19 protein-coding genes, 2 rRNA genes and 1 riboswitch are annotated in these 25827 nt (G+C 56.0%); of the genes, 12 read left to right on the top strand and 9 right to left on the bottom strand.

Annotated elements, in window-relative coordinates; all coding sequences use genetic code 11:
* Positions 1 to 54 precede the first annotated feature (54 nt).
* Both VPX56_RS01515 and VPX56_RS01510 read right to left on the bottom strand, forming a co-directional pair.
* Positions 55 to 2960, bottom strand: a 23S ribosomal RNA gene (locus VPX56_RS01515).
* A 200-nt stretch (positions 2961 to 3160) separates the two neighbouring features.
* Positions 3161 to 4700, bottom strand: a 16S ribosomal RNA gene (locus tag VPX56_RS01510).
* Together the 16S and 23S rRNA genes form the textbook arrangement of a ribosomal RNA operon.
* Before the next feature lie 560 nt (positions 4701 to 5260).
* Here VPX56_RS01510 and purH point away from each other — a divergent pair.
* Both purH and purD read left to right on the top strand, forming a co-directional pair.
* Complete coding sequence (gene purH, locus VPX56_RS01505; RefSeq protein WP_326469453.1) at positions 5261 to 6850, top strand: bifunctional phosphoribosylaminoimidazolecarboxamide formyltransferase/IMP cyclohydrolase; 1590 nt, start codon at positions 5261 to 5263, stop codon at positions 6848 to 6850.
* Between the two features lie 15 nt (positions 6851 to 6865).
* A complete protein-coding gene (gene purD, locus VPX56_RS01500) occupies positions 6866 to 8158 on the top strand; it encodes a phosphoribosylamine--glycine ligase (RefSeq protein WP_326469451.1) in 1293 nt (430 codons plus the stop codon).
* A 49-nt stretch (positions 8159 to 8207) separates the two neighbouring features.
* On the opposite strand, the gene VPX56_RS01495 is transcribed toward purD, so the two are convergent.
* From VPX56_RS01495 to nudC, 6 genes are all read right to left on the bottom strand, one after another.
* On the bottom strand, positions 8208 to 8900 hold the full coding sequence (locus tag VPX56_RS01495) for a DUF1481 domain-containing protein (RefSeq protein WP_131635912.1): 693 nt from the start codon (positions 8898 to 8900) through the stop codon (positions 8208 to 8210).
* Between the two features lie 11 nt (positions 8901 to 8911).
* Positions 8912 to 9184, bottom strand: coding sequence for a nucleoid-associated protein HU-alpha (gene hupA / locus VPX56_RS01490; RefSeq protein WP_002445246.1), 273 nt, complete (start codon positions 9182 to 9184; stop codon positions 8912 to 8914).
* A 186-nt stretch (positions 9185 to 9370) separates the two neighbouring features.
* On the bottom strand, positions 9371 to 9961 hold the full coding sequence (locus VPX56_RS01485; RefSeq protein WP_119938499.1) for a YjaG family protein: 591 nt from the start codon (positions 9959 to 9961) through the stop codon (positions 9371 to 9373).
* Between the two features lie 41 nt (positions 9962 to 10002).
* On the bottom strand, positions 10003 to 10674 hold the full coding sequence (gene nfi, locus VPX56_RS01480; RefSeq protein ID WP_131635908.1) for a deoxyribonuclease V: 672 nt from the start codon (positions 10672 to 10674) through the stop codon (positions 10003 to 10005).
* Between the two features lie 9 nt (positions 10675 to 10683).
* Positions 10684 to 11748: a uroporphyrinogen decarboxylase gene (gene hemE, locus VPX56_RS01475; RefSeq protein WP_326469448.1), complete on the bottom strand. Its 1065-nt coding sequence runs from the start codon at positions 11746 to 11748 to the stop codon at positions 10684 to 10686.
* Between the two features lie 38 nt (positions 11749 to 11786).
* Complete coding sequence (nudC, locus tag VPX56_RS01470; RefSeq protein ID WP_131635906.1) at positions 11787 to 12560, bottom strand: NAD(+) diphosphatase; 774 nt, start codon at positions 12558 to 12560, stop codon at positions 11787 to 11789.
* Between the two features lie 95 nt (positions 12561 to 12655).
* Between nudC and rsd the strand changes: the two genes are divergently transcribed.
* From rsd to VPX56_RS01420, 10 genes are all read left to right on the top strand, one after another.
* The gene (gene rsd, locus VPX56_RS01465; protein WP_263611653.1) at positions 12656 to 13153 is read left to right on the top strand and encodes a sigma D regulator; all 498 of its coding nucleotides are present in this window, start codon (positions 12656 to 12658) and stop codon (positions 13151 to 13153) included.
* A gap of 54 nt (positions 13154 to 13207) precedes the next feature.
* A riboswitch (TPP riboswitch) is annotated at positions 13208 to 13317 on the top strand.
* 77 nt (positions 13318 to 13394) lie between these two features.
* Entirely contained in the window at positions 13395 to 15290 is a 1896-nt protein-coding gene (gene thiC / locus VPX56_RS01460; protein ID WP_326469444.1) for a phosphomethylpyrimidine synthase ThiC, read from the top strand.
* Positions 15290 to 15925, top strand: coding sequence for a thiamine phosphate synthase (thiE, locus tag VPX56_RS01455; protein ID WP_326469442.1), 636 nt, complete (start codon positions 15290 to 15292; stop codon positions 15923 to 15925). The genes thiC and thiE overlap by 1 nt, the downstream gene beginning before the upstream one ends.
* Positions 15918 to 16673 carry a HesA/MoeB/ThiF family protein gene (locus VPX56_RS01450; RefSeq protein WP_326469440.1) on the top strand — a complete coding sequence of 252 codons (756 nt, stop codon included), beginning with the start codon at positions 15918 to 15920 and terminating at the stop codon, positions 16671 to 16673. Before thiE ends, VPX56_RS01450 begins: the two co-directional genes overlap by 8 nt.
* Positions 16657 to 16857, top strand: a complete 201-nt coding sequence (gene thiS, locus VPX56_RS01445) for a sulfur carrier protein ThiS (protein WP_131635901.1) — start codon at positions 16657 to 16659, stop codon at positions 16855 to 16857. The genes VPX56_RS01450 and thiS overlap by 17 nt, the downstream gene beginning before the upstream one ends.
* A gap of 1 nt (position 16858) precedes the next feature.
* Positions 16859 to 17626: a thiazole synthase gene (gene thiG, locus VPX56_RS01440; RefSeq protein WP_326469437.1), complete on the top strand. Its 768-nt coding sequence runs from the start codon at positions 16859 to 16861 to the stop codon at positions 17624 to 17626.
* Entirely contained in the window at positions 17626 to 18759 is a 1134-nt protein-coding gene (gene thiH / locus VPX56_RS01435; RefSeq protein WP_326469435.1) for a 2-iminoacetate synthase ThiH, read from the top strand. Before thiG ends, thiH begins: the two co-directional genes overlap by 1 nt.
* Before the next feature lie 337 nt (positions 18760 to 19096).
* Positions 19097 to 20638, top strand: a complete 1542-nt coding sequence (locus VPX56_RS01430; RefSeq protein ID WP_326469433.1) for a sensor domain-containing diguanylate cyclase — start codon at positions 19097 to 19099, stop codon at positions 20636 to 20638.
* A 180-nt stretch (positions 20639 to 20818) separates the two neighbouring features.
* A complete protein-coding gene (locus tag VPX56_RS01425) occupies positions 20819 to 21127 on the top strand; it encodes a PTS sugar transporter subunit IIB (RefSeq protein WP_010425948.1) in 309 nt (102 codons plus the stop codon).
* A complete protein-coding gene (locus VPX56_RS01420) occupies positions 21127 to 21444 on the top strand; it encodes a PTS lactose/cellobiose transporter subunit IIA (protein ID WP_131635897.1) in 318 nt (105 codons plus the stop codon). The genes VPX56_RS01425 and VPX56_RS01420 overlap by 1 nt, the downstream gene beginning before the upstream one ends.
* A gap of 89 nt (positions 21445 to 21533) precedes the next feature.
* Here the strand turns inward: VPX56_RS01420 and rpoC are convergent, their stop codons facing one another.
* On the bottom strand, positions 21534 to 25757 hold the full coding sequence (rpoC, locus tag VPX56_RS01415) for a DNA-directed RNA polymerase subunit beta' (RefSeq protein ID WP_131635896.1): 4224 nt from the start codon (positions 25755 to 25757) through the stop codon (positions 21534 to 21536).
* Positions 25758 to 25827 lie beyond the last annotated feature (70 nt).

The following is a 25827-nucleotide window of genomic DNA, read 5'->3' as shown; positions in this document are numbered from 1 at the left end:
TGTATCAAAGCTGAAAATCGTGTCGTCTCTTCGCCAAAACACCTTCGGCGTTGTAAGGTTAAGCCTCACGGTTCATTAGTATCGGTTAGCTCAACGCATCGCTGCGCTTACACACCCGACCTATCAACGTCGTAGTCTTCAACGTTCCTTCAGGACTCTCAAGGAGTCAGGGAGAACTCATCTCGGGGCAAGTTTCGTGCTTAGATGCTTTCAGCACTTATCTCTTCCGCATTTAGCTACCGGGCAATGCCATTGGCATGACAACCCGAACACCAGTGATGCGTCCACTCCGGTCCTCTCGTACTAGGAGCAGCCCCCCTCAATTCTCCAGCGCCCACGGCAGATAGGGACCGAACTGTCTCACGACGTTCTAAACCCAGCTCGCGTACCACTTTAAATGGCGAACAGCCATACCCTTGGGACCTACTTCAGCCCCAGGATGTGATGAGCCGACATCGAGGTGCCAAACACCGCCGTCGATATGAACTCTTGGGCGGTATCAGCCTGTTATCCCCGGAGTACCTTTTATCCGTTGAGCGATGGCCCTTCCATTCAGAACCACCGGATCACTATGACCTGCTTTCGCACCTGCTCGAGCCGTCACTCTCGCAGTCAAGCTAGCTTATGCCATTGCACTAACCTCCTGATGTCCGACCAGGATTAGCTAACCTTCGTGCTCCTCCGTTACTCTTTGGGAGGAGACCGCCCCAGTCAAACTACCCACCAGACACTGTCCGCAACCCGGATTACGGGTCTACGTTAGAACACCAGCCATTAAAGGGTGGTATTTCAAGGACGGCTCCACGCAGACTGGCGTCCACGCTTCAAAGCCTCCCACCTATCCTACACATCAAGGACCAGTGTTCAGTGTCAAGCTATAGTAAAGGTTCACGGGGTCTTTCCGTCTTGCCGCGGGTACACTGCATCTTCACAGCGAGTTCAATTTCACTGAGTCTCGGGTGGAGACAGCCTGGCCATCATTACGCCATTCGTGCAGGTCGGAACTTACCCGACAAGGAATTTCGCTACCTTAGGACCGTTATAGTTACGGCCGCCGTTTACCGGGGCTTCGATCAAGAGCTTCGCGTTGCCGCTAACCCCATCAATTAACCTTCCGGCACCGGGCAGGCGTCACACCGTATACGTCCACTTTCGTGTTTGCACAGTGCTGTGTTTTTAATAAACAGTTGCAGCCAGCTGGTATCTTCGACTGATTTCAGCTCCACCCGCAGGGGCTTCACCTACATATCAGCGTGCCTTCTCCCGAAGTTACGGCACCATTTTGCCTAGTTCCTTCACCCGAGTTCTCTCAAGCGCCTTGGTATTCTCTACCTGACCACCTGTGTCGGTTTGGGGTACGATTTCGTGTTACCTGATGCTTAGAGGCTTTTCCTGGAAGCAGGGCATTTGTTACTTCAGCACCGTAGTGCCTCGTCATCACACCTCAGCGTTAATAAACGACCGGATTTACCTAATCGTTCCGCCTACATGCTTAAACCGGGACAACCGTCGCCCGGCTAACATAGCCTTCTCCGTCCCCCCTTCGCAGTAACACCAAGTACAGGAATATTAACCTGTTTCCCATCGACTACGCCTTTCGGCCTCGCCTTAGGGGTCGACTCACCCTGCCCCGATTAACGTTGGACAGGAACCCTTGGTCTTCCGGCGTGCGGGCTTTTCACCCGCATTATCGTTACTTATGTCAGCATTCGCACTTCTGATACCTCCAGCAGCCCTCACAGGCCACCTTCAACGGCTTACAGAACGCTCCCCTACCCAACAACGCATACGCGTCGCTGCCGCAGCTTCGGTGCATGGTTTAGCCCCGTTACATCTTCCGCGCAGGCCGACTCGACCAGTGAGCTATTACGCTTTCTTTAAATGATGGCTGCTTCTAAGCCAACATCCTGGCTGTCTGTGCCTTCCCACATCGTTTCCCACTTAACCATGACTTTGGGACCTTAGCTGGCGGTCTGGGTTGTTTCCCTCTTCACGACGGACGTTAGCACCCGCCGTGTGTCTCCCGTGATAACATTCTTCGGTATTCGTAGTTTGCATCGGGTTGGTAAGCCGGGATGGCCCCCTAGCCGAAACAGTGCTCTACCCCCGAAGATGAGTTCACGAGGCGCTACCTAAATAGCTTTCGGGGAGAACCAGCTATCTCCCGGTTTGATTGGCCTTTCACCCCCAGCCACAAGTCATCCGCTAATTTTTCAACATTAGTCGGTTCGGTCCTCCAGTTAGTGTTACCCAACCTTCAACCTGCCCATGGCTAGATCACCGGGTTTCGGGTCTATACCCTGCAACTTAACGCCCAGTTAAGACTCGGTTTCCCTTCGGCTCCCCTATACGGTTAACCTTGCTACAGAATATAAGTCGCTGACCCATTATACAAAAGGTACGCAGTCACCCCATAAAGAGGCTCCCACTGCTTGTACGTACACGGTTTCAGGTTCTTTTTCACTCCCCTCGCCGGGGTTCTTTTCGCCTTTCCCTCACGGTACTGGTTCACTATCGGTCAGTCAGGAGTATTTAGCCTTGGAGGATGGTCCCCCCATATTCAGACAGGATACCACGTGTCCCGCCCTACTCTTCGAGTTCACAGCATGTGTGCTTTCGTGTACGGGAGTATCACCCTGTACCCTGCGACTTTCCAGACGCTTCCACTAACACACAAGCTGATTCAGACTCTGGGCTGCTCCCCGTTCGCTCGCCGCTACTGGGGGAATCTCGGTTGATTTCTTTTCCTCGGGGTACTTAGATGTTTCAGTTCCCCCGGTTCGCCTCGTTAACCTATGTATTCAGTTAACGATAGTGTGTCGGAACACACTGGGTTTCCCCATTCGGACATCGCCGGGTCAAAGGTTCATATCACCTCGCCGGCGCTTTTCGCAGATTAGCACGTCCTTCATCGCCTCTGACTGCCAGGGCATCCACCGTGTACGCTTAGTCGCTTAACCTCACAACCCGAAGATGTTTCACTTCATGATTGCGAAAATTTGAGAGACTCGAACACACCATTAAAGGTGTGTCGTTTCAATTTTCAGCTTGATCCAGATTTTTAAAGAGCAAAACTTCTTAATGCACTCAAAAGTACATTCAGAAGTTCATCATTTATCAGACAATCTGTGTGGACACTACAAAGGCAGGTTCTTTAAGGTAAGGAGGTGATCCAACCGCAGGTTCCCCTACGGTTACCTTGTTACGACTTCACCCCAGTCATGAATCACAAAGTGGTAAGCGCCCTCCCGAAGGTTAAGCTACCTACTTCTTTTGCAACCCACTCCCATGGTGTGACGGGCGGTGTGTACAAGGCCCGGGAACGTATTCACCGTAGCATTCTGATCTACGATTACTAGCGATTCCGACTTCATGGAGTCGAGTTGCAGACTCCAATCCGGACTACGACGCACTTTATGAGGTCCGCTTGCTCTCGCGAGGTCGCTTCTCTTTGTATGCGCCATTGTAGCACGTGTGTAGCCCTACTCGTAAGGGCCATGATGACTTGACGTCATCCCCACCTTCCTCCAGTTTATCACTGGCAGTCTCCTTTGAGTTCCCGGCCTAACCGCTGGCAACAAAGGATAAGGGTTGCGCTCGTTGCGGGACTTAACCCAACATTTCACAACACGAGCTGACGACAGCCATGCAGCACCTGTCTCAGAGTTCCCGAAGGCACCAAAGCATCTCTGCTAAGTTCTCTGGATGTCAAGAGTAGGTAAGGTTCTTCGCGTTGCATCGAATTAAACCACATGCTCCACCGCTTGTGCGGGCCCCCGTCAATTCATTTGAGTTTTAACCTTGCGGCCGTACTCCCCAGGCGGTCGACTTAACGCGTTAGCTCCGGAAGCCACGCCTCAAGGGCACAACCTCCAAGTCGACATCGTTTACGGCGTGGACTACCAGGGTATCTAATCCTGTTTGCTCCCCACGCTTTCGCACCTGAGCGTCAGTCTTTGTCCAGGGGGCCGCCTTCGCCACCGGTATTCCTCCAGATCTCTACGCATTTCACCGCTACACCTGGAATTCTACCCCCCTCTACAAGACTCTAGCCTGCCAGTTTCGAATGCAGTTCCCAGGTTGAGCCCGGGGATTTCACATCCGACTTGACAGACCGCCTGCGTGCGCTTTACGCCCAGTAATTCCGATTAACGCTTGCACCCTCCGTATTACCGCGGCTGCTGGCACGGAGTTAGCCGGTGCTTCTTCTGCGAGTAACGTCAATTGCTGAGGTTATTAACCTCAACACCTTCCTCCTCGCTGAAAGTACTTTACAACCCGAAGGCCTTCTTCATACACGCGGCATGGCTGCATCAGGCTTGCGCCCATTGTGCAATATTCCCCACTGCTGCCTCCCGTAGGAGTCTGGACCGTGTCTCAGTTCCAGTGTGGCTGGTCATCCTCTCAGACCAGCTAGGGATCGTCGCCTAGGTGAGCCGTTACCCCACCTACTAGCTAATCCCATCTGGGCACATCTGATGGCAAGAGGCCCGAAGGTCCCCCTCTTTGGTCTTGCGACGTTATGCGGTATTAGCTACCGTTTCCAGTAGTTATCCCCCTCCATCAGGCAGTTTCCCAGACATTACTCACCCGTCCGCCGCTCGTCACCCGAGAGCAAGCTCTCTGTGCTACCGCTCGACTTGCATGTGTTAGGCCTGCCGCCAGCGTTCAATCTGAGCCATGATCAAACTCTTCAATTTAAGTTTGATGCTCGTGAATTAAACTTCGTAATGAATTACGTATGTTCACTCAGAGACTTGGTATTCATTTTTCGTCCGAGGACGTTAAGAATCCATGTCACTTTGAGTGCCCACACAGATTGTCTGATAAATTGTTAAAGAGCAGTGCAACGCGGCTTTCGCTCACCGTTGCGAGGTGGCGTATATTACGCTTTCCTCTTTCAGAGTCAACCCGTTATTTCAGGATTTTTTCTCTTCAACCGACCGGGTTGTTTGTGAAGTGATTCACATGTTCCGTGTTGATGGAGGCGCATTATAGGGAGTTCTCCGCAGGCCGCAACCGCTAAATGACATAAAAATGACTGACTGCTGCATTCCACAGCAAAACCCCGCCTTATACCTTTTTACACACAGACTTATCCACAATGATGCGAAAAAGTGAAAATGTGCGAGCGTTGCGCAAACGTTTTCGTTAAAATGCTCGCGCTTAACAAGGATGCCCCGTCAGGTGTGTTAGATGAGTTTTTCGCAGGAAAATTCATCTAACGCTCTCTGTAATCGTGAAATCCAGGGGATTTACCATGCAACAACGTCGTCCAGTCCGCCGCGCTCTGCTCAGTGTTTCTGATAAAGCCGGTATCGTCGAATTCGCCCAGGCACTTTCCGCACGCGGTGTGGAGCTGCTTTCTACAGGCGGTACCGCTCGCCTGTTAGCAGATAAAGGCCTGCCGGTAACCGAAGTGTCCGATTACACCGGTTTCCCGGAAATGATGGATGGACGCGTCAAAACCCTGCACCCGAAAGTGCACGGCGGCATTCTTGGCCGTCGCGGTCAGGACGACGGTATTATGGAACAGCATGATATTGCCCCAATCGACATGGTTGTCGTTAACCTCTACCCGTTCGCCCAGACCGTTGCCCGCGAAGGCTGCTCTCTGGAAGATGCGGTTGAGAATATCGACATCGGCGGCCCGACCATGGTGCGCTCCGCGGCCAAGAACCATAAAGATGTGGCCATCGTCGTAAAGAGTAGCGATTACGAAACCATTATTACTGAGATGGATGCCAACGAAGGGTCACTGACGCTTGAAACGCGTTTCGACCTCGCCATCAAAGCCTTCGAACACACCGCCGCGTACGACAGCATGATCGCCAACTACTTCGGTAGCCTGGTGCCGGCCTACCACGGTGAAAGCAAAGATCCTTCTGGCCGCTTCCCGCGCACGCTGAACCTGAACTTCATTAAGAAGCAGGATATGCGTTACGGCGAGAACAGCCACCAGCAGGCAGCCTTCTATATAGAAGAAGAGGTAAAAGAAGCCTCTGTTGCGACCGCTCAGCAGGTTCAGGGCAAAGCGCTCTCCTATAACAACATTGCCGACACCGACGCCGCGCTGGAATGCGTGAAAGAGTTCAGCGAGCCGGCCTGCGTTATCGTCAAGCATGCGAACCCATGCGGCGTTGCGGTAAGCACCTCTGTTCTTGATGCCTACGATCGCGCCTACAAAACCGACCCGACCTCCGCATTCGGCGGCATTATTGCCTTCAACCGCGAACTGGATGCTGAAACCGCGCAGGCCATCATCTCCCGCCAGTTTGTTGAAGTGATCATCGCGCCATCCGCATCCGAAGAGGCGCTGAAAATCACCGCGGCCAAACAGAACGTGCGCGTGCTGGTTTGCGGCCAGTGGGCGGAGCGCGTTCCGGGCCTGGACTTCAAGCGCGTGAACGGCGGCCTGCTGGTGCAGGACCGCGATCTGGGCATGGTGACAGAAGCCGACCTGCGCGTGGTGACCAAACGTCAGCCGACCGAACAGGAACTGCGTGACGCGCTGTTCTGCTGGAAAGTGGCGAAGTTCGTGAAATCCAACGCCATTGTTTACGCCAAAGAGAACATGACCATCGGGATAGGTGCCGGCCAGATGAGCCGCGTCTACTCCGCGAAAATCGCGGGCATTAAAGCAGGCGACGAAGGGCTGGAAGTGAAAGGCTCTGCCATGGCCTCTGACGCCTTCTTCCCGTTCCGTGATGGTATCGACGCGGCAGCTGCTGTGGGCATCACCTGCGTGATCCAGCCTGGCGGCTCTATCCGCGACGACGAAGTGATTGCCGCCGCCGACGAGCACGGCATTGCGATGATCTTCACCGACATGCGTCACTTCCGCCATTAATTCCCGGAGCAGAAAATGAAAGTATTAGTGATTGGTAACGGCGGGCGCGAGCACGCTCTGGCGTGGAAAGCGGCGCAGTCTCCGCGGGTTGAAACCGTCTTTGTGGCGCCGGGTAACGCCGGAACCGCGCTGGAGCCGACTCTGCAGAACGTCGCCATTGGCGTAACCGATATTCCGGCGCTGCTGAGCTTTGCCCAAAGTGAGAAAATCGATCTGACCATCGTGGGCCCGGAAGCGCCGCTGGTGATTGGCGTCGTTGATGCATTTCGCGCGGCGGGCCTGACTATCTTCGGGCCAACGCAAGGTGCCGCGCAGCTGGAAGGCTCCAAGGCCTTCACTAAAGACTTCCTCGCGCGTCATAACATCCCGACGGCGGAATATCAGAACTTCACCGAAGTAGAGCCAGCTCTGGCCTACCTGCGTGAAAAAGGCGCGCCGATTGTGATCAAGGCCGACGGTCTGGCGGCGGGTAAAGGCGTTATCGTGGCGATGACGATCGAAGAAGCCGAAGCCGCGGTTCAGGATATGCTGGCGGGCAACGCCTTTGGCGACGCGGGCCACCGCATCGTGATCGAAGAGTTCCTCGACGGTGAAGAGGCCAGCTTTATCGTGATGGTCGACGGCGAGCACGTCCTGCCGATGGCCACCAGCCAGGATCACAAGCGCGTGGGCAATGGCGATACCGGCCCAAACACCGGCGGGATGGGCGCTTACTCCCCTGCCCCGGTAGTGACGGATGAAGTGCACCAGCGCACCATGGACCGCATCATCTGGCCAACCGTGAAGGGAATGGCGGCAGAAGGCAACACCTACACCGGTTTCCTTTACGCAGGTCTGATGATCGACAAGCAGGGTAACCCTAAGGTTATCGAATTCAACTGCCGCTTTGGCGATCCGGAAACCCAGCCGATCATGCTGCGCATGAAGTCCGACCTAGTCGATCTGTGCCTGGCGGCCTGCGAAGGCAAGCTTGACGAGAAAACCTCCGAGTGGGAAGAGCGCGCGTCACTGGGCGTGGTGATTGCTGCGGGCGGCTATCCGGGCAACTACAATACCGGCGATGAGATCCACGGCCTGCCGCTGGAAGAAATTGACGGCGCGAAGGTGTTCCATGCCGGTACGAAGCTGGCGGACGACGATCGCGTGCTCACCAACGGCGGTCGCGTGCTGTGTGCGACCGCGCTGGGCCATACCGTGGCAGAAGCGCAGAAGCGCGCCTATGCGCTGATGGCGGATATTCACTGGAACGGCAGCTTTAGCCGTCAGGATATCGGCTATCGTGCGATTGCGCGTGAGCAGGGCGAGTAATTTCACACCCTCACTCTAACCCTCTCCCTCAAGGGAGAGGGGACTTAAATCAAAAACTCTTCTCTGTCGGCTGCCAGGTGCAGAAGTCTTCGTTCGCCACCAGCAGCAGCTGAGAGCCTTCCGGCGCTTCCAGCCACGCCACGCTCACCTCAACTGATGAATGACGCTGACGGCGTTCAATATGTTCGATCGCCCAGGATTCGAGCTCAGGCTTCACCGTCTGCCCTTCGCAGGTCGTCACCGACCTGTCGGCATGCCAGCGCCCCTGGCGCAGCACAACGCGTCCCAGACGCAGCGCATCGCTGGTCTGACGGATTTGCTCGGCACGGTAGCGGTAGAGGGCGATTTGATCGCTGGAAAGCTGCTGTTTTTGACCGCTGACTTCGCGCTGCATAAAGCTCAGCTCGCCGCGATCGTCAAAACGCACTTTCACGTGTTCGGGGGTTTTGCTGTAGACGTTCAGTTCAATCAGCGACAGGTCGTCTCCCTGCCAGCGATACTCTGCCGTTGAGGTATTGCCGCTATGCCACGGGCTAAAGGCGGAGAGGAGATGAACCTCATCGCTTGAATCTTTGCGCCAGATCCTGACCGCTCCCTGGTTATCAGCGTAGCCGCTGGCCGTAAACGGTGGGAGGGAAGAGTCGTGGCTACAGGCCGACAGCAACAGCACGCCTGCCAGCGCGAGCGTTCCACGCCAGAAAGACAAAAGGGGCGTTGCCGCCCCTTCGTTAAAACTGTTCACTGCCACGCGTCTTACTTAACTGCGTCTTTCAGTGCTTTGCCAGAAACAAATGCCGGCACGTTAGCTGCAGCGATTTTGATTTCTTTACCGGTCTGCGGGTTGCGGCCAGTACGCTCAGCGCGGTGGTTCACTTTGAAGGTACCGAAACCAACCAGTTGTACAGCATCGCCTTCTTTCAGAGACTCAGTAATAGCAGCCAGGGTAGATTCCAGAGCAGCTTTAGCCTGCACTTTAGACAGATCAGCCTTGTCCGCAATTACATCAATCAGTTGAGTCTTGTTCATAAGTTATCCTTTCAATGTGTTTATCGCTTGCTAAGCATCGAGTGCGACGAAAATGCCAAAAAAGCACTCTCCTGCATACACGCACCGATAGCCACTTTTTTTCGCCCCCCAAATGTAGACCAGACGGGGGGCAGAAGGGAAGAGTCGAGGTGCGACAAAACAGGCGTTAAATCACGTTTTGTTGTCTCATTGGTTAAAAATTATACCAATATTGCTCTCACCGGCCTCGCGTAAGTCCGCACGCAGCCCTTTGATCAGCTCAATATCGCGTTCTTCACACTCTGCCAGCAGGCGGAAAATCTCCCACTGAATATCCCATTCTTGCTCAACGGCCGGGTTTGCGCGCAGCTCTTCGTCGGTCATTTCGCGACCTTCCTGGGTCATTTCCAGCATCGCCACGGTCGTAATGGATGCCTTACTGACCTCAATCGCATGTTCCAGGGTTTCACCGCTCAGACGGGAGTGGATCAGCTCGCTCAACGCCACGCAGGCATCAATGGCCGGATAGACACCGTACAGGTCAAAATCATCCGCCGCCGGGATCGCCTCTTCCAGCTTTTCCAGCTGGGAGTCGAAGTTCACCTTCGCGTCTTTCACCGTCAGCGTTTCCCAGATGAGATCCAGGATGCGGCGATAAATCTGGCCTTCGCCAAACTCGGTCTGCTTGCAAAACGCGGCATAGTTGGGATACATGCGCTCGCACAGGCAGGCCATGAAGGTGACGTGCTGCCAGCTTTCCAGCTTCTCAAGGCGCAGATGAATCGGGTTTTGTAACATGATGATGTCTCGAATCGAAAATTAGCCGCAGTTTACCTGAATCACGGCTGAATTTCCTGCCAACGAATGAACGCCGGACGCGACGAGGCGACGGCATCGGCCCAGCGCGTCGGTTCCGGCAAACGATAGCCCTTCATGCAGCGCTGTACCCACGCCAGGGCGCTATCCATGCTCACGCGATGCCCGGTGGCAATAAACAGCGGATTACAGCGTGCCTTGCTGCGCCACACCCACGCCAGTTGCTCACCTTTATCGATAAGCGGTGCCAGCGCGCCCGGCTCGGCAGAGAGGGGCTCAAACTTACCGCAGAGGCGTTTCTTGGCGACGCCGATGGTGGGTACGTCCACCAGCAGCCCAAAGTGGCTGGCAACGCCTAAACGGCGCGGATGGGAAATACCGTGTCCGTCAACGAACAGCAGATCGGGTTTTTGCGAGAGCTGTTCCCACGCTGCGAGCAGCGCGGGATATTCGCGGAAGGAGAGAAAGCCGGGAATGTAGGGCATGGTGGTGGCGATACGCGCAACCTTGTACTCCACCAGCTCAAGCGAGGGGTACTTCAGTACTACCATCGCCGCCCGCGTCACTTCACCGCCCTGCTCGAACCCAACGTCCGCCCCGCCAATGTACTGCGGAGGATCTTTATCCAGACGATCCTCGCGGATCACCGATGAAGCCAGTTCGATTTGCTGAGCGCGTAGCGACGCGAGATCCATAACCACTCCTTACTTGTGATACTGGGCAGAAAGCCGATGCACCGCCTCCACAAATACGCCTGCGTGTTCTGGCGGTACATCCTGATGAATGCCGTGGCCGAGGTTAAAGACGTGGCCTTCACCCTGGCCGAAACCAGACAGTATAGTCGACACTTCTTCTTCAATGCGGGCTGGCTGCGCGTAAAGCATGGACGGGTCCATGTTGCCCTGCAGCGCCACTTTGTCGCCCACGCGACGGCGCGCCTCGGCAATATCGGTCGTCCAGTCGAGGCCCAGCGCGTCGCAGCCGGTTGCTGCCATCGCTTCCAGCCACTGACCGCCGCCTTTGGTGAACAGCGTCACCGGCACGCGGCGGCCTTCGTTTTCACGCAGCAGGCCGTCGACGATTTTATGCATGTAGTACAGGGAGAACTGCTGATAATCGCGCCCGGTCAGCACGCCGCCCCAGGTGTCGAAAATCATTACCGACTGCGCGCCCGCTTTGATCTGCGCGTTGAGATAGAGCGTGACGCTCTTCGCCAGCTTGTCGAGCAGCGTATGCAGGGCCTGCGGCTCGGCGTACATCATCTTTTTGATCACGGTAAAGGCTTTGCTGCTGCCGCCTTCCACCATGTAGGTTGCCAGCGTCCACGGGCTGCCGGAGAAGCCAATCAGCGGCACTTCGCCCTTCAGCTCACGGCGAATGGTGCGCACAGCGTTCATCACGTAGCCCAGCTCGCCTTCCGGATCGGGGATCGGCAGTTTATCAACGTCGGCTTTGCTCTTAATCGGTGAGCTAAAGCGCGGGCCTTCACCGGTTTCGAAATAGAGCCCAAGCCCCATGGCATCCGGGATGGTCAGAATGTCCGAAAAAAGAATGGCCGCATCCAGCGGGAAACGGCGCAGCGGCTGGAGCGTCACTTCGCAGGCCAGCTCGGCGTTTTTGCACAGCGACATAAAATCGCCGGCCTGCGCGCGCGTGGCTTTGTACTCTGGCAGATAGCGGCCCGCCTGGCGCATCATCCACACAGGGGTGACATCAACGGGCTGGCGCAGCAGCGCACGCAGATAACGATCGTTCTTCAGTTCGGTCATTTTGCAGTTCCTTATTGCGTCAGTCCGTCAGTGTATCACTACTCATACTCGGCCCGACACATCGCCACGGTATCTTCTATCAGGCGACGCGCGACCGTTCCCGGCGGCGGCAGCAGGGGTAAATCGTCGTAGCGATACCAGTTCGCCTCCAGCAGCTCTTTCGGGTCGATAACGATCTCGCCGCTGTCGTATTCCGCCATAAATGCGGTCATCAGCGACATCGGGAACGGCCACGGCTGGGAGGTGACGTAGCGCAGATTTTTCACCTTAATGCTGCTCTCCTCCATCACCTCGCGCGCCACCGCCTGCTCCAGAGTTTCGCCGACTTCAACGAAACCGGCCAGCACGGTATGAATGCCGTTGCGATGACGGGTATGCTGCGCCAGCAGGATGGAATCATCGCGACGGATGGCGACAATGATGCACGGCGCAATTTGCGGGTAGTAACGTTCGCGACAGTGGTCGCAGAGCAACGCCCACTCGGTTTTGCTCGGGTGCATGGTATGTCCGCAGTAGCCGCAGTATTTATGCGAGCGGTAAAACTCCGCCAGCTGCACGCCGCGCCCTGCCAGCTGGAACAGCCCAACATCCAGATCCAGCACCTGACGGACAGATCCCATATCGTGTCGGCGAGCCTGCTGGATCAACCACACCGGATCGCCCTGCCATTCGCCGATCTTCAGCGCGCGCAGCCCGACAAGATCGAACGTTTCCGCTGCACCGTAGGGCAACTCTCCGGCTGGCAGCCATAACTTTTGTTCGTGACTGACGATCCACCAACCCAGATCTGATTTTTCAATAATACGATCCATATCTATTGCACTACCTTCGCTTCACTGACATGTTGTTAGCATTGTGGTTACATTTTGGGTAAGCAGATTCAATTCTAAACCTTCTGGAGTCGAACATGTTAAACCAGCTAGAAAGCCTGACTGAGCGCGTTGGAGGAAGTAACAAACTGGTGGATCGCTGGCTACATGTACGCAAGCATCTGCTCGTGGCTTATTACAATCTGGTCGGTATTAAGCCTGGCAAAGAATCGTATATGCGACTGAATGAAAAAGCGCTGGACGATTTTTGTCAGAGCCTGGTCGACTACCTGTCCGACGGCCATTTCAATATTTATGAACGCATTATCGGCGAAATGGAAGGCACAAGCCCGTATTTAACGGCGACCAAACTTTATCCGCAGCTGGAAGCCAATACCCAGCGGATCATGGATTACTACGATTCCACGCTCGAGAACGCCATCGATCATGACAACTATCTCGAGTTTCAGCAGGCGCTGTCCGATCTCGGCGAAGCGCTGGAAGAGCGATTCACGCTGGAAGACAAACTAATCTCTCTCGCGCTGGACAATGATTTGAACGTCAACAGCGAAGAGAACGTCGTGCGCCCTGCTTGAGTTCTTAATCGTTAACGAGTAGTTTACAAACATTCGCCCCTCTCATGAGGGGGATTTTTCTTGTCGGAGTGCCCAGTGCGTAAGCACGGGCTGAGACCGTTAATTCGGGATCCGCGGAACCTGATCAGGCTAATACCTGCGAAGGGAACAAGAGTCAAAAGCTGTTGTATCGCCCAAGGGCGATCTCCTCTTGCTTCATCCGTCGTCTGACAAGCCATGTCCTTCACTTTTGGAATGAGCTATGTCTACCGCTAAACTGACCCGCCGCGAACAGCGCGCGCACGCCCAACGCTTCATCGACACCCTGGAAGGCACCGCTTTCCCTAACTCAAAGCGTATCTACATTTCCGGCTCGCAGGCCGATATCCGCGTACCGATGCGCGAAATCCAGCTCAGCCCGACGCTTATCGGCGGCAGCAAAGAGAACCCGCAGTTTGAAGACAACGAGGCCGTGCCGGTGTATGACACCTCCGGGCCGTATGGCGATCCCTCTGTTGCCATCAACGTGCAGCAGGGTCTGGCAAAGCTGCGCCAGCCGTGGATTGACGCGCGTAACGACTGCGAAGAACTAAACGTGCGCAGCTCTGCCTATACCCAAGAGCGCCTGGCCGACGACGGGCTGGACGCGCTGCGCTTTACCGGCCTGCTGACGCCAAAACGCGCTAAAGCGGGCAAATGCGTGACCCAGCTGCACTACGCGCGTCAGGGCATCGTCACGCCGGAGATGGAGTTCATCGCCATCCGCGAAAACATGGGCCGCGAACGCATCCGTAGCGAAGTGCTGCGCCACCAGCATCCGGGCGAAGGCTTTGGCGCGCGCCTGCCGGAAAACATCACGCCGGAGTTTGTGCGTGACGAAGTGGCCGCAGGCCGCGCGATTATTCCCGCCAACATTAACCACCCGGAATCCGAGCCGATGATCATTGGGCGCAACTTCCTGGTGAAGGTGAACGCGAACATCGGTAACTCTGCCGTCACCTCCTCCATCGAAGAAGAGGTGGAAAAGCTGGTCTGGTCAACGCGCTGGGGCGCGGATACGGTGATGGATCTCTCCACGGGCCGCTATATTCATGAAACCCGCGAGTGGATCCTGCGCAACAGCCCGGTCCCGATTGGCACCGTCCCGATTTACCAGGCGCTGGAGAAGGTCAACGGCATCGCCGAAGACCTCACCTGGGAAGCGTTCCGCGACACGCTGCTGGAGCAGGCCGAACAGGGCGTAGACTACTTCACCATTCACGCGGGCGTGCTGTTGCGCTACGTGCCGATGACCGCTAAGCGTCTGACCGGTATCGTCTCGCGCGGCGGTTCCATCATGGCGAAGTGGTGCCTGTCCCATCATCAGGAAAACTTCCTCTACGAGCACTTCCGCGAGATTTGCGAAATCTGCGCCGCGTATGACGTTTCTCTGTCGCTGGGCGACGGCCTGCGCCCGGGCTCCATTCGCGACGCCAACGACGAAGCGCAGTTTGCCGAACTGCACACGCTGGGCGAGCTGACCAAAATTGCCTGGGAGTATGACGTGCAGGTGATGATTGAAGGCCCGGGCCACGTGCCGATGCAGATGATCCGCCGCAACATGACCGAAGAGCTGGAGCACTGCCACGAAGCGCCGTTCTACACCCTGGGGCCATTGACCACCGACATCGCGCCGGGCTACGACCATTTCACGTCAGGCATTGGCGCGGCGATGATCGGCTGGTTTGGCTGCGCCATGCTCTGCTACGTCACGCCGAAAGAGCATCTCGGCCTGCCAAACAAAGAGGACGTGAAGCAGGGGCTGATTACCTACAAAATCGCGGCGCATGCTGCGGATCTCGCCAAAGGCCATCCGGGGGCGCAAATTCGCGATAACGCGATGTCCAAAGCGCGCTTCGAATTCCGCTGGGAAGACCAGTTCAACCTGGCGCTGGACCCGTTCACCGCCCGCGCCTATCACGACGAAACCCTGCCGCAGGAGTCCGGCAAGGTGGCGCACTTCTGCTCCATGTGCGGGCCCAAATTCTGCTCGATGAAAATCAGCCAGGAAGTGCGCGACTACGCCGCCGCGCAGACCATTGAAGTCGGCATGGCGGACATGTCAGAAACCTTCCGCGCCAAAGGCGGCGAAATCTACCTCAAAAAAGAGGAGGCGTAATGTATCAGCCTGATTTCCCAACCGTGCCCTTCCGCTTAGGGCTTTACCCGGTGGTGGATAGCGTAGAGTGGATAGAACGCCTGCTGGAGGCCGGCGTTCGCACAATCCAGCTGCGCATCAAGGATAAACGCGATGAAGAGGTGGAGGCCGACGTGGTCGCCGCCATTGCGCTGGGGCGTCGCTATGAAGCGCGCCTGTTTATCAACGACTACTGGCGGCTGGCCGTTAAGCACCAGGCGTACGGCGTGCATCTGGGTCAGGAAGACCTGGAGACAACCGATCTGAACGCTATCCGAAATGCGGGTCTGCGACTGGGCGTATCAACACACGACGATATGGAGATTGACGTGGCGCTGGCGGCCCGGCCCTCCTACATCGCGCTCGGCCACGTCTTCCCGACGCAAACCAAGCAGATGCCGTCCGCGCCGCAGGGGCTGAAGCAGCTGGCGAGCCACGTCAAACGTCTGGCGAATTATCCGACCGTCGCCATCGGCGGAATCAGCCTTGAGCGCGCCCCGGCGGTGCTGGAGACGGGCGTCGGCAGTATCGCCGTCGTCAGCGCCATCACCCAGGCAGCGGACTGGCAGGCCGCCACCGCGCAGCTGCTACAGCTGGCAGGAGCAGGCGATGAATGACCGCGATTTTATGCGCTACAGCCGCCAGCTCATGCTGGAAGATATCGCCATCGACGGGCAGCAAAAGCTGCTCGCCAGCCGGGTGCTGATTGTCGGCCTGGGGGGATTGGGCGCGCCTGCCGCGCTCTATCTGGCCGGTGCGGGTATCGGCACGCTGGTGCTGGCCGATAACGACGAGGTGCATCTCAGTAACCTGCAGCGGCAGGTCCTCTTTACCACCGAGGATATCAACCAGCCTAAGGCGCAGATCGCCCGGCAGCGGTTGGGTCAACTGAACCCGGACATCAGCCTGATTGCCCTTCAGGCGCGGCTCGGCGGCGAAAATCTGGCACGTGAAGTCGCGCTGGCCGACGTGGTGCTGGACTGTACCGACAATATGGCAACGCGTCAGGCGATCAACGCCGCCTGCGTAGCAAATAATACGCCGCTTATCACCGCCAGCGCGGTCGGTTTCGGCGGGCAGATGATGGTCCTGACGCCCCCCTGGGCGCAGGGGTGCTATCGCTGCCTGTGGCCGGACGATGCCGAGCCGGAGCGCAACTGCCGTACCGCAGGTATTGTGGGCCCGGTGGTGGGCGTGATGGGAACCCTGCAGGCGCTGGAGGCCATCAAGCTGCTCTGCGGTATGGAGACGGAGCGCAACACGCTGCGCCTTTTTGACGCCCGTTCAGGCGGCTGGCGCCATCTGGCATTACACCGCACCAGCCGCTGCCCGGTATGCGGAGGGCACGATGCGTATTCTGTTTAACGATGAGCCAATACAGTGCGATGACGGACTCACCGTTGCCGTGCTGCTCGAAAGGCTCCGCCAGCTCAAGCCGGGTACGGCGCTGGCGCTCAATCAACAGATCCTGCCGCGCGAGCAGTGGGAACATCAGCAGATCGGTGAAGGCGACCAGATCCTGCTGTTTCAGGTTATAGCAGGGGGCTGAAATGTTACGTATTGCCGATAAAGTTTTTGATTCACATCTGTTTACCGGAACCGGGAAATTCGCCTCCCCGCAGGTCATGGTGGATGCTATCCGGGAGAGCGGCAGCCAGCTGGTGACGCTGGCGCTCAAGCGCGTGGATCTGCGTCATCAGAGCGATGCTATTTTGGCACCGCTGCTGGAAGCGGGCGTGACGTTGCTGCCAAACACCTCGGGCGCCAAAACGGCGGAGGAGGCGATCTTCGCCGCTCAGCTGGCGCGGGAAGCGCTCGGCACCCGCTGGCTGAAGCTGGAAATTCACCCTGACGCCCGCTGGCTACTGCCCGACCCTATCGAAACGCTGAAAGCCGCGGAAAAGCTGGTGCGGCAGGGATTTACCGTCCTGCCCTACTGCGGCGCGGACCCCGTTCTGTGTAAGCGGCTGGAAGAGGTTGGCTGCGCTGCCGTTATGCCGCTGGGGGCGCCAATTGGCTCTAATCAGGGGCTGGAAACCCGCGCCATGCTGGAGATCATCATTGAACAGGCTTCCGTGCCCGTCGTGGTGGACGCGGGTATTGGCGTACCCAGCCATGCGACGCAGGCGCTGGAGATGGGTGCCGATGCGGTCCTGGTGAACACGGCGATTGCGGTCGCTGACGATCCGGTAATGATGGCGCGGGCGTTCCGTCTGGCAGTAGAGGCCGGTTTGCTGGCACGACGGTCTGGCCCCGGCTCGCGCAGCCTTCAGGCGCAGGCGACCAGCCCGCTGACCGGCTTTCTGGAGGCGCTCTGATGACCACCTTTACCGATCGCTGGCGAGAGCTCGACTGGGACGACATTCGCCTGCGCATCAACAGCAAAACGTCGGCTGACGTGGAGCGGGCGCTCAACGCCCGCCACCTTACCCGCGATGACATGATGGCCCTGCTTTCTCCAGCGGCTGGCGCGTACCTTGAACCAATGGCTCAGCGCGCCCAGCGGCTCACTCGCCAGCGGTTTGGCAACACGGTCAGTCTTTACGTGCCGCTCTATCTCTCAAACCTGTGCGCTAACGACTGTACCTACTGTGGTTTTTCGATGAGCAACCGCATTAAACGCAAAACGCTCGACGAAGCTGAAATTGCGCGCGAGTGTGCCGCTATCCGCGAAATGGGGTTTGATCACCTTCTGCTGGTCACGGGCGAACATCAGGGTAAGGTGGGAATGGACTATTTCCGTCAGCACCTCCCGGCTATCCGCAGCGAGTTCGCATCGTTACAGATGGAGGTTCAGCCGCTGTCCCAGGAGGAATACGCGGAGCTAAAAACGCTCGGGCTGGACGGCGTGATGGTCTACCAGGAAACTTACCATGAGGCGACCTACGCCCGGCATCACCTGAAAGGTAAAAAGCAGGATTTCATCTTCCGGCTCGAAACGCCGGACAGGCTGGGACGCGCGGGAATCGATAAGATTGGCCTTGGCGCGCTGGTCGGCCTGTCTGACAGCTGGCGGGTAGATTGCTTTATGGTGGCGGAACATCTGCTGTGGCTACAGCAGCACTACTGGCAGAGCCGCTATTCCATATCGTTCCCGCGCCTGCGCCCGTGCGCGGGTGGGATCGAACCGGCCTCGCTGATGGACGAGCGTCAGCTGGTGCAAACCATCTGCGCGTTTCGCCTGTTAGCGCCGGAAGTGGAACTGTCTCTCTCCACACGCGAATCCCCGGCGTTTCGCGACCGCGTTATCCCTATCGCGATCAATAACGTCAGCGCGTTTTCCAAAACGCAGCCGGGGGGTTACGCCGACAACCATCCGGAGCTGGAGCAGTTTGTCCCGCATGATGGACGACGCCCGGAGGCGGTCGCGGAGGCGCTGACCGCCCAGGGGTTACAGCCGGTATGGAAAGACTGGGATAACTGGCTGGGAAGAACCTCGCAAGTGCGCTGAAATAGCGCGTAATGGGCACGAAAGTTTACGAGCCGACTCGAAAGGTTAAAAGCTGCCCGTTGCTCATTAACCCCCTCTTTTTTACTCTTCTCTGGTCAGCAACGGATGCTGACCAGGGCGAAAAGCTTCTTCCTCTGTTTCGCCCTGCCTTCTCGTTTGCTACAGAAAATTTTAATTCATAAAATTAATAGGTAATTTCTTATCTATTATTAAGGTAAATCATCTACGCCGTAGAAGGCCCTCTGTATAATTCGCAGCCAGCATCCGTGCAGCGACTATGCTGAGAGGATATCGATTGACGCAGCGCGTCATACCATCAGGACTGGTTTTACAACTCATGGCACTTCACAGCAGAAAACTCTCTTTTACCCGGCCGATCATGATCAGTTTCGCAGGAATACTGTTCAGCTTCATTTTGATCGCCGTGTTTATCACATTGACCCAACGAAAGGATTTTCTCGAGGATTACCATAAGATTAACGGTAACTTCACGCATAACCTTGCGGTCAACTATACCGAATCTATCCTGCGCGAAAATGATTACATCCTGGGTCGCGCAGCCACGTTTTTCGCACGTAACGATCGCCTGAATGCCACGGTCAATCTTAATCCCGGAGAAGGACTGCAGGTATTGATGCACCTGCAAAATCTGATGCCTACCGTTTCGTCCATCTCGCTGGCGGATACGCAGGGGCACTATCTTCGCGCCCCAGAAGTGCTGCCGACGGACAAAAGCAAGACGTTTGATGCCCGCACCCGACCCTGGTTTGTTGCCCAGGCGGAAGCCAGTACATTCAGCCACTACACCCATCCCTACATGGACTATTTTACCGGGCACCCCACGGTCACCCTCTACAAGCCGGTAATATCCCCTGAAGGCAGGCTTAAGGGAACAATCGCATTCCATCTGGATTTGACCTCAATGGGCTATACCCTGCGCCAGATGGTCGCCCCCGTACAGGGTGAGTTTTTCATCGTCGAACGCGACGGTGCCGTCGTGCTGCATCCTGATACGGGCGCGCTCTTCAAGCCTTACGTGAGCGAAGCGCTGATGGACAAAATGACCAGCGGTGAAGGGCACCTTTACGATCGTAAAAGCAAAACCTGGTATTACTACTACTCCTTTACCAACCCGGACTGGTTCGTGATCTACCGCGTAGCAGGCGCAACGCTGACAGATATCACCCGTCACGAAACCACAATCGTCGGCTGGGGATTTGCGCTGGCCGCGATTATCATCATTCTGTTCGGTTTGTACCTGCGCCATGCCTCGCGCACCGTGCTGATGAACATCATCAACGCCATTAAGACCGGGGATGTAAATCAGGCTCCGCGTCTTGAAGCGATGCTGAGCCATACCATTCAGTCAAACAAAGAGCGTGAGATGGCGTACGTTCGCCAGGCGACACACGATGCGCTAACCGGCTGTAAAAACCGTCGCGCCTTCGACGGGGACGTTGCCGAGCTACTGGCCAACCATCAGCCCTTCGCGCTGGCATTAATTGACATCGATAACTTTAAATCGATTAACGATACGTGGGGTCACCTGAGCGGCGATATCGTCTTGCGTAACGTGGCGCGGGAAGGCATCCAGATTATGCAGCCACACCATGTCTCTGTTTACCGCTACGGTGGCGAAGAGTTCGCGGTCATATTCCAGGGAGAACAGGCTGAAGCCGCTTCTGAGCTACTGGAAGCATGGCGTATCGCCGTTGAAAACCGCGTCTGGCGTGAAGAAAACCTGCACGTAACGTTCAGCGCAGGGCTGGGCGAATGGCATTTTGAGCCGCTGGAGCAGTTCGTTGGTAGCGTAGATGGTGCGCTGTATAAGGCTAAACAGCAGGGAAAAAACCAAATTCTTCGCACCTCCGATAGCTAACCTCCCGCCTTTCTTTGTGCCCGTTTCGACGGGCATATCGCGCCTGAACGCAAAATTGTAACCGGTTTCAGAAAAATGCGGTTTTCTTTGTGATGCCTGACACACAATCGCGGTAAAGCGGTTGTTGAAGCGGTCTGCACGGGATAATTATCAATAAACACATGTAGATCGAGGCTGATTATGAAGAACATCGTTTTATGCTGTGCAGCGGGGATGTCAACCAGCATGCTGGTTCAACGTATGAAAGACGCCGCGCAGAAAAAAGGGGTTGAAGTCACCATTAAAGCCGTTCCGGTTGCGGAGTTTAAAGACAACATCGCGACCGCAGATATCGTATTACTGGGGCCACAGGTTAAATACGAACAGGCAAAACTTCAGGCACAGGCCGACCCGCTGGGCAAAAAGGTCGCGGTGATCGACATGATGGATTACGGCATGATGAAAGGCGATGCCGTACTGGAAAAAGCGCTCAAGCTGCTGGAGTCATAATGGAAGACTTAGAAACCACCATCATGGAACTGTTGGTCAACGCGGGTGCAGCGCGCAGTGCTGCCCTGACGGCGCTACAGATGGCGCGCAAAGGTGATTTTGACGGAGCCGAGAAGGCGATGGAAGAGTCGCGCGACTATGTGAAGCATGCGCACACCATCCAGACGCAGCTGATTGGTTTTGATGAAGGCACCGGAAAGCTCCCGGTTAACCTGATCACCGTCCACTCGCAGGATCACCTGATGAATGCGATGGTTATTCAGGATCTGGCTGGCGATATGATTGAGCTGTATCGACGCATACCATTGATCAACTGAAAAAAGCCCGGTGGCGCTACGCTTACCTGGCCTACAAAACACAATAAAAAAACCCGCCGAGGCGGGTTTTTTATTTACGGCATCAACGATTACTCGTTGTCGGAACCACCCAGACCTGCGTTCAGCAGTTCTGCCAGGCTCGCGGATGCATCTTCTGCAGTGACCTGCGGTGCTGCTGGCAGTTCGCCCGCTGCACGACGACGCATACGATCCTGATGGTACGCATAACCCGTACCAGCCGGGATCAGACGACCCACGATAACGTTCTCTTTCAGACCGCGCAGTTCATCACGCTTACCTGCAACAGCCGCTTCGGTCAGGACACGAGTCGTTTCCTGGAACGATGCTGCAGAGATGAAGGACTCGGTTGCCAGAGACGCTTTGGTGATACCCAGCAGATCGCGCGCGAAGGTCGCACCGATTTTGCCGTTCGCTTCCAGATCGCGGTTAGCGATCTTAACGCGAGAGTATTCAACCTGCTCGCCTTCCAGGAAGTCGGAGCTGCCCGCGTTTTCGATGGTTGCTTTACGCAGCATCTGACGAACGATAACTTCGATGTGCTTATCGTTAATCTTAACGCCTTGCAGACGGTAAACGTCCTGTACTTCGTTGGTGATGTAACGCGTTACCGCGTGTACGCCACGAAGACGCAGAATGTCGTGCGGTGCTTCTGGACCATCGGAAACAACGTCACCACGTTCTACACGTTCACCTTCGAACACGTTGAGCTGACGCCACTTAGGAATCATCTCTTCGTACGGCTCGCTGCCATCAACCGGGGTGATCACCAGACGGCGTTTACCTTTGGTTTCTTTACCGAAGGAAATGATACCGCTGATTTCAGCCAGGATTGCCGGCTCTTTCGGACGACGCGCTTCGAACAGGTCCGCAACGCGCGGCAGACCACCGGTGATATCCTTGGTACCGCTAGATTCCTGAGGAATACGCGCCAGAGCATCACCCGCACCGATCTGGATACCATCTTCCAGCTGAACAATCGCTTTACCCGGCAGGAAGTACTGCGCAGGCATGTCGGTACCAGGGATCAGAACGTCGTTACCCTGACCATCAACGATTTTCAGTGCAGGACGCAGATCTTTACCACCGGCAGTACGCTCAGCAGAATCCAGAACCACCAGAGATGACAGACCGGTCAGTTCGTCGGTCTGACGAGTGATGGTCTGGCCGTCGATCATGTCAGTGAAGCGGATGAAACCACTTACTTCGGTGATAACCGGCATGGTGTGTGGATCCCAGTTTGCAACGGTTTCACCGCCGGCAACCTGCTCGCCATCACCTTTAGCCATAACCGCACCGTAAGGCACTTTATAGCTCTCTTTGGTACGACCAAATTCGTCGATCAGCTTCAGCTCGGTGTTACGAGAGGTCACAACCAGCTTGCCTGCGGAGTTAACAACAGACTTCGCGTTGCTGAGCTTGATGCTACCTTTGTTTTTCACCTGGATGCTGGATTCAGCAGCCGCACGAGATGCCGCACCACCGATGTGGAACGTACGCATCGTCAGCTGTGTACCCGGCTCACCGATTGACTGTGCCGCGATAACGCCGATTGCTTCACCTTTGTTGATGATGTGGCCACGCGCCAGGTCACGACCGTAGCAGTGCGCACATACACCAAAGTCGGTGTCACAGGATACAACGGAACGCACTTTCACTGAGTCAACAGAGTTCTCTTCCAGCAGGTCACACCACTGTTCGTGCAGCAGCGTGTTGCGTGGAACCAGAATGTCTGCGGTACCCGGCTTCAGAATGTCTTCCGCGGTTACACGACCCAGTACGCGATCGCGCAGTGGCTCTTTAACATCACCACCCTCGATAACCGGGGTCATGGTGATACCTTCGAGGGTGCCACAATCGTCTTCGGTAACAACCAGATCCTGTGCAACGTCAACCAGACGACGCGTCAGATAACCGGAGTTCGCTGTTTTCAGTGCGGTATCCGCCAGACCTTTACGCGCACCGTGAGTCGAGATGAAGTACTGGAGTACGTTCAGACCTTCACGGAAGTTCGCGGTGATTGGCGTTTCGATGATGGAGCCATCTGGCTTCGCCATCAGACCACGCATACCTGCCAACTGACGAATCTGTGCTGCAGAACCACGCGCACCGGAGTCGGCCATCATGTAGATGCTGTTGAAGGAAACCTGCTGCTCTTCTACGCCGTCACGGTTAATCACGGTTTCGGTCTGCAGGTTATCCATCATCGCTTTGGATACACGATCGTTCGCCGCTGCCCAGATATCGATAACTTTGTTATAGCGTTCGCCCGCGGTTACCAGACCAGACTGGAACTGCTCCTGGATCTCAGCAACTTCAGCTTCCGCTTCAGAGATGATCTCGTGTTTCTTCTCTGGGATGACCATGTCATCAATACCAACAGATGCACCTGAACGCGCTGCATAAGCAAAGCCGGTGTACATTGTCTGGTCAGCGAAGATAACGGTCGGCTTCAGACCCAGAATGCGGTAACAGGTGTTCAGCATTTTGGAGATCGCTTTCTTGCCCAGCGCCTGGTTGACGATGGAGAAAGGCAGACCTTTCGGTACGATCATCCACAGAATGGCACGGCCAACGGTCGTGTCTTTCAGGCTGGTTTTCGCAACGAATTCGCCGTTTTCATCTTTTTCGTATTCGGTGATACGCACTTTAACGCGCGCATGCAGAGAGGCCAGGCCAGCGCGATAGATACGCTCAGCTTCTTTCGGGCCAGTCAGCACCATGCCTTCGCCTTTGGCGTTAACACAGTCACGGGTCATGTAGTACAGACCCAATACAACGTCCTGAGAAGGAACAATGATTGGCTCACCGTTCGCTGGAGACAGGATGTTGTTGGTAGACATCATCAGCGCACGCGCTTCGAGCTGGGCTTCCAGCGTCAGCGGTACGTGAACAGCCATCTGGTCACCATCGAAGTCGGCGTTATAGGCCGCACAAACCAGCGGGTGCAGCTGGATAGCTTTACCTTCGATCAGTACCGGCTCAAATGCCTGGATACCCAGACGGTGCAGGGTTGGTGCACGGTTCAGCAGTACCGGGTGTTCGCGGATCACTTCGTCCAGGATATCCCAAACGACAGCTTCTTCGCGCTCAACCATTTTCTTAGCGGCTTTGATGGTGGTGGCCAGGCCACGCAGTTCCAGCTTGCCGTAGATGAACGGTTTGAACAGCTCCAGCGCCATTTTCTTCGGCAGACCGCACTGATGCAGACGCAGGTATGGACCTACGGTGATTACAGAACGACCGGAGTAGTCAACACGCTTACCGAGCAGGTTCTGACGGAAACGACCCTGTTTACCTTTGATCATGTCGGCCAAAGATTTCAGAGGACGTTTGTTAGAACCGGTGATCGCACGACCGCGACGGCCGTTATCCAGCAGGGCATCAACCGCTTCCTGCAGCATACGTTTTTCGTTACGTACGATGATGTCAGGCGCAGCCAGATCCAGCAGGCGTTTCAGACGGTTGTTACGGTTAATGACGCGACGATACAGATCGTTCAGGTCAGACGTTGCGAAACGACCACCATCCAGCGGAACCAGCGGACGCAGATCTGGCGGCAGAACCGGCAGAACGGTCAGGATCATCCACTCTGGCTTGTTACCAGACTGAACGAACGCTTCCAGCAGTTTGATACGCTTGGTCAGCTTCTTACGCTTGGTTTCGGAGTTAGTTTCGTTCAGCTCTTCACGCAGCTGCTCGCACTCTTGCTCCAGATCCATGCTCTTCAGCAGGGCCTGGATAGCTTCCGCACCCATCTTCGCGTCGAATTCGTCACCGAACTCTTCCAGCGCGTCCAGATACTGTTCTTCGGTCAGAATCTGGTGGCGTTCCAGGTTCGTCATGCCGCCTTCGATAACAACATAAGATTCGAAGTACAGAACACGTTCGATATCGCGCAGCGGCATATCCAGCAGCAGACCGATACGGGACGGCAGAGATTTCAGGAACCAGATGTGGGCAGTTGGAGACGCCAGCTCGATGTGGCCCATGCGCTCACGGCGCACTTTGGTCTGGGTCACTTCAACGCCGCACTTCTCACAGATCACACCACGGTGTTTCAGGCGCTTGTACTTACCGCACAGGCACTCGTAGTCTTTTACTGGCCCGAAAATACGCGCACAGAAAAGGCCGTCACGCTCAGGTTTGAACGTACGGTAGTTGATGGTTTCCGGCTTTTTAACTTCACCGAAAGACCATGAACGGATCATGTCTGGCGAAGCCAGAGCAATTTTGATCGCATCAAACTCTTCGGTTTTAGTCTGCGCTTTCAGAAACTTTAATAAATCTTTCACGGATTTGCTCCCGTCGGAGTTAGCACAATCTGGTGCCGGGGGTTAACCCGGCACCAGTGACCTGTTTGAG

It is taken from the genome of Enterobacter wuhouensis (genome assembly GCF_035835995.1).
GTDB classification, from domain to species: Bacteria; Pseudomonadota; Gammaproteobacteria; order Enterobacterales; family Enterobacteriaceae; genus Enterobacter; species Enterobacter wuhouensis.
Note: the sequence above shows the minus strand (reverse complement) of the source record. Positions and strands in the feature narration are given on the sequence as shown.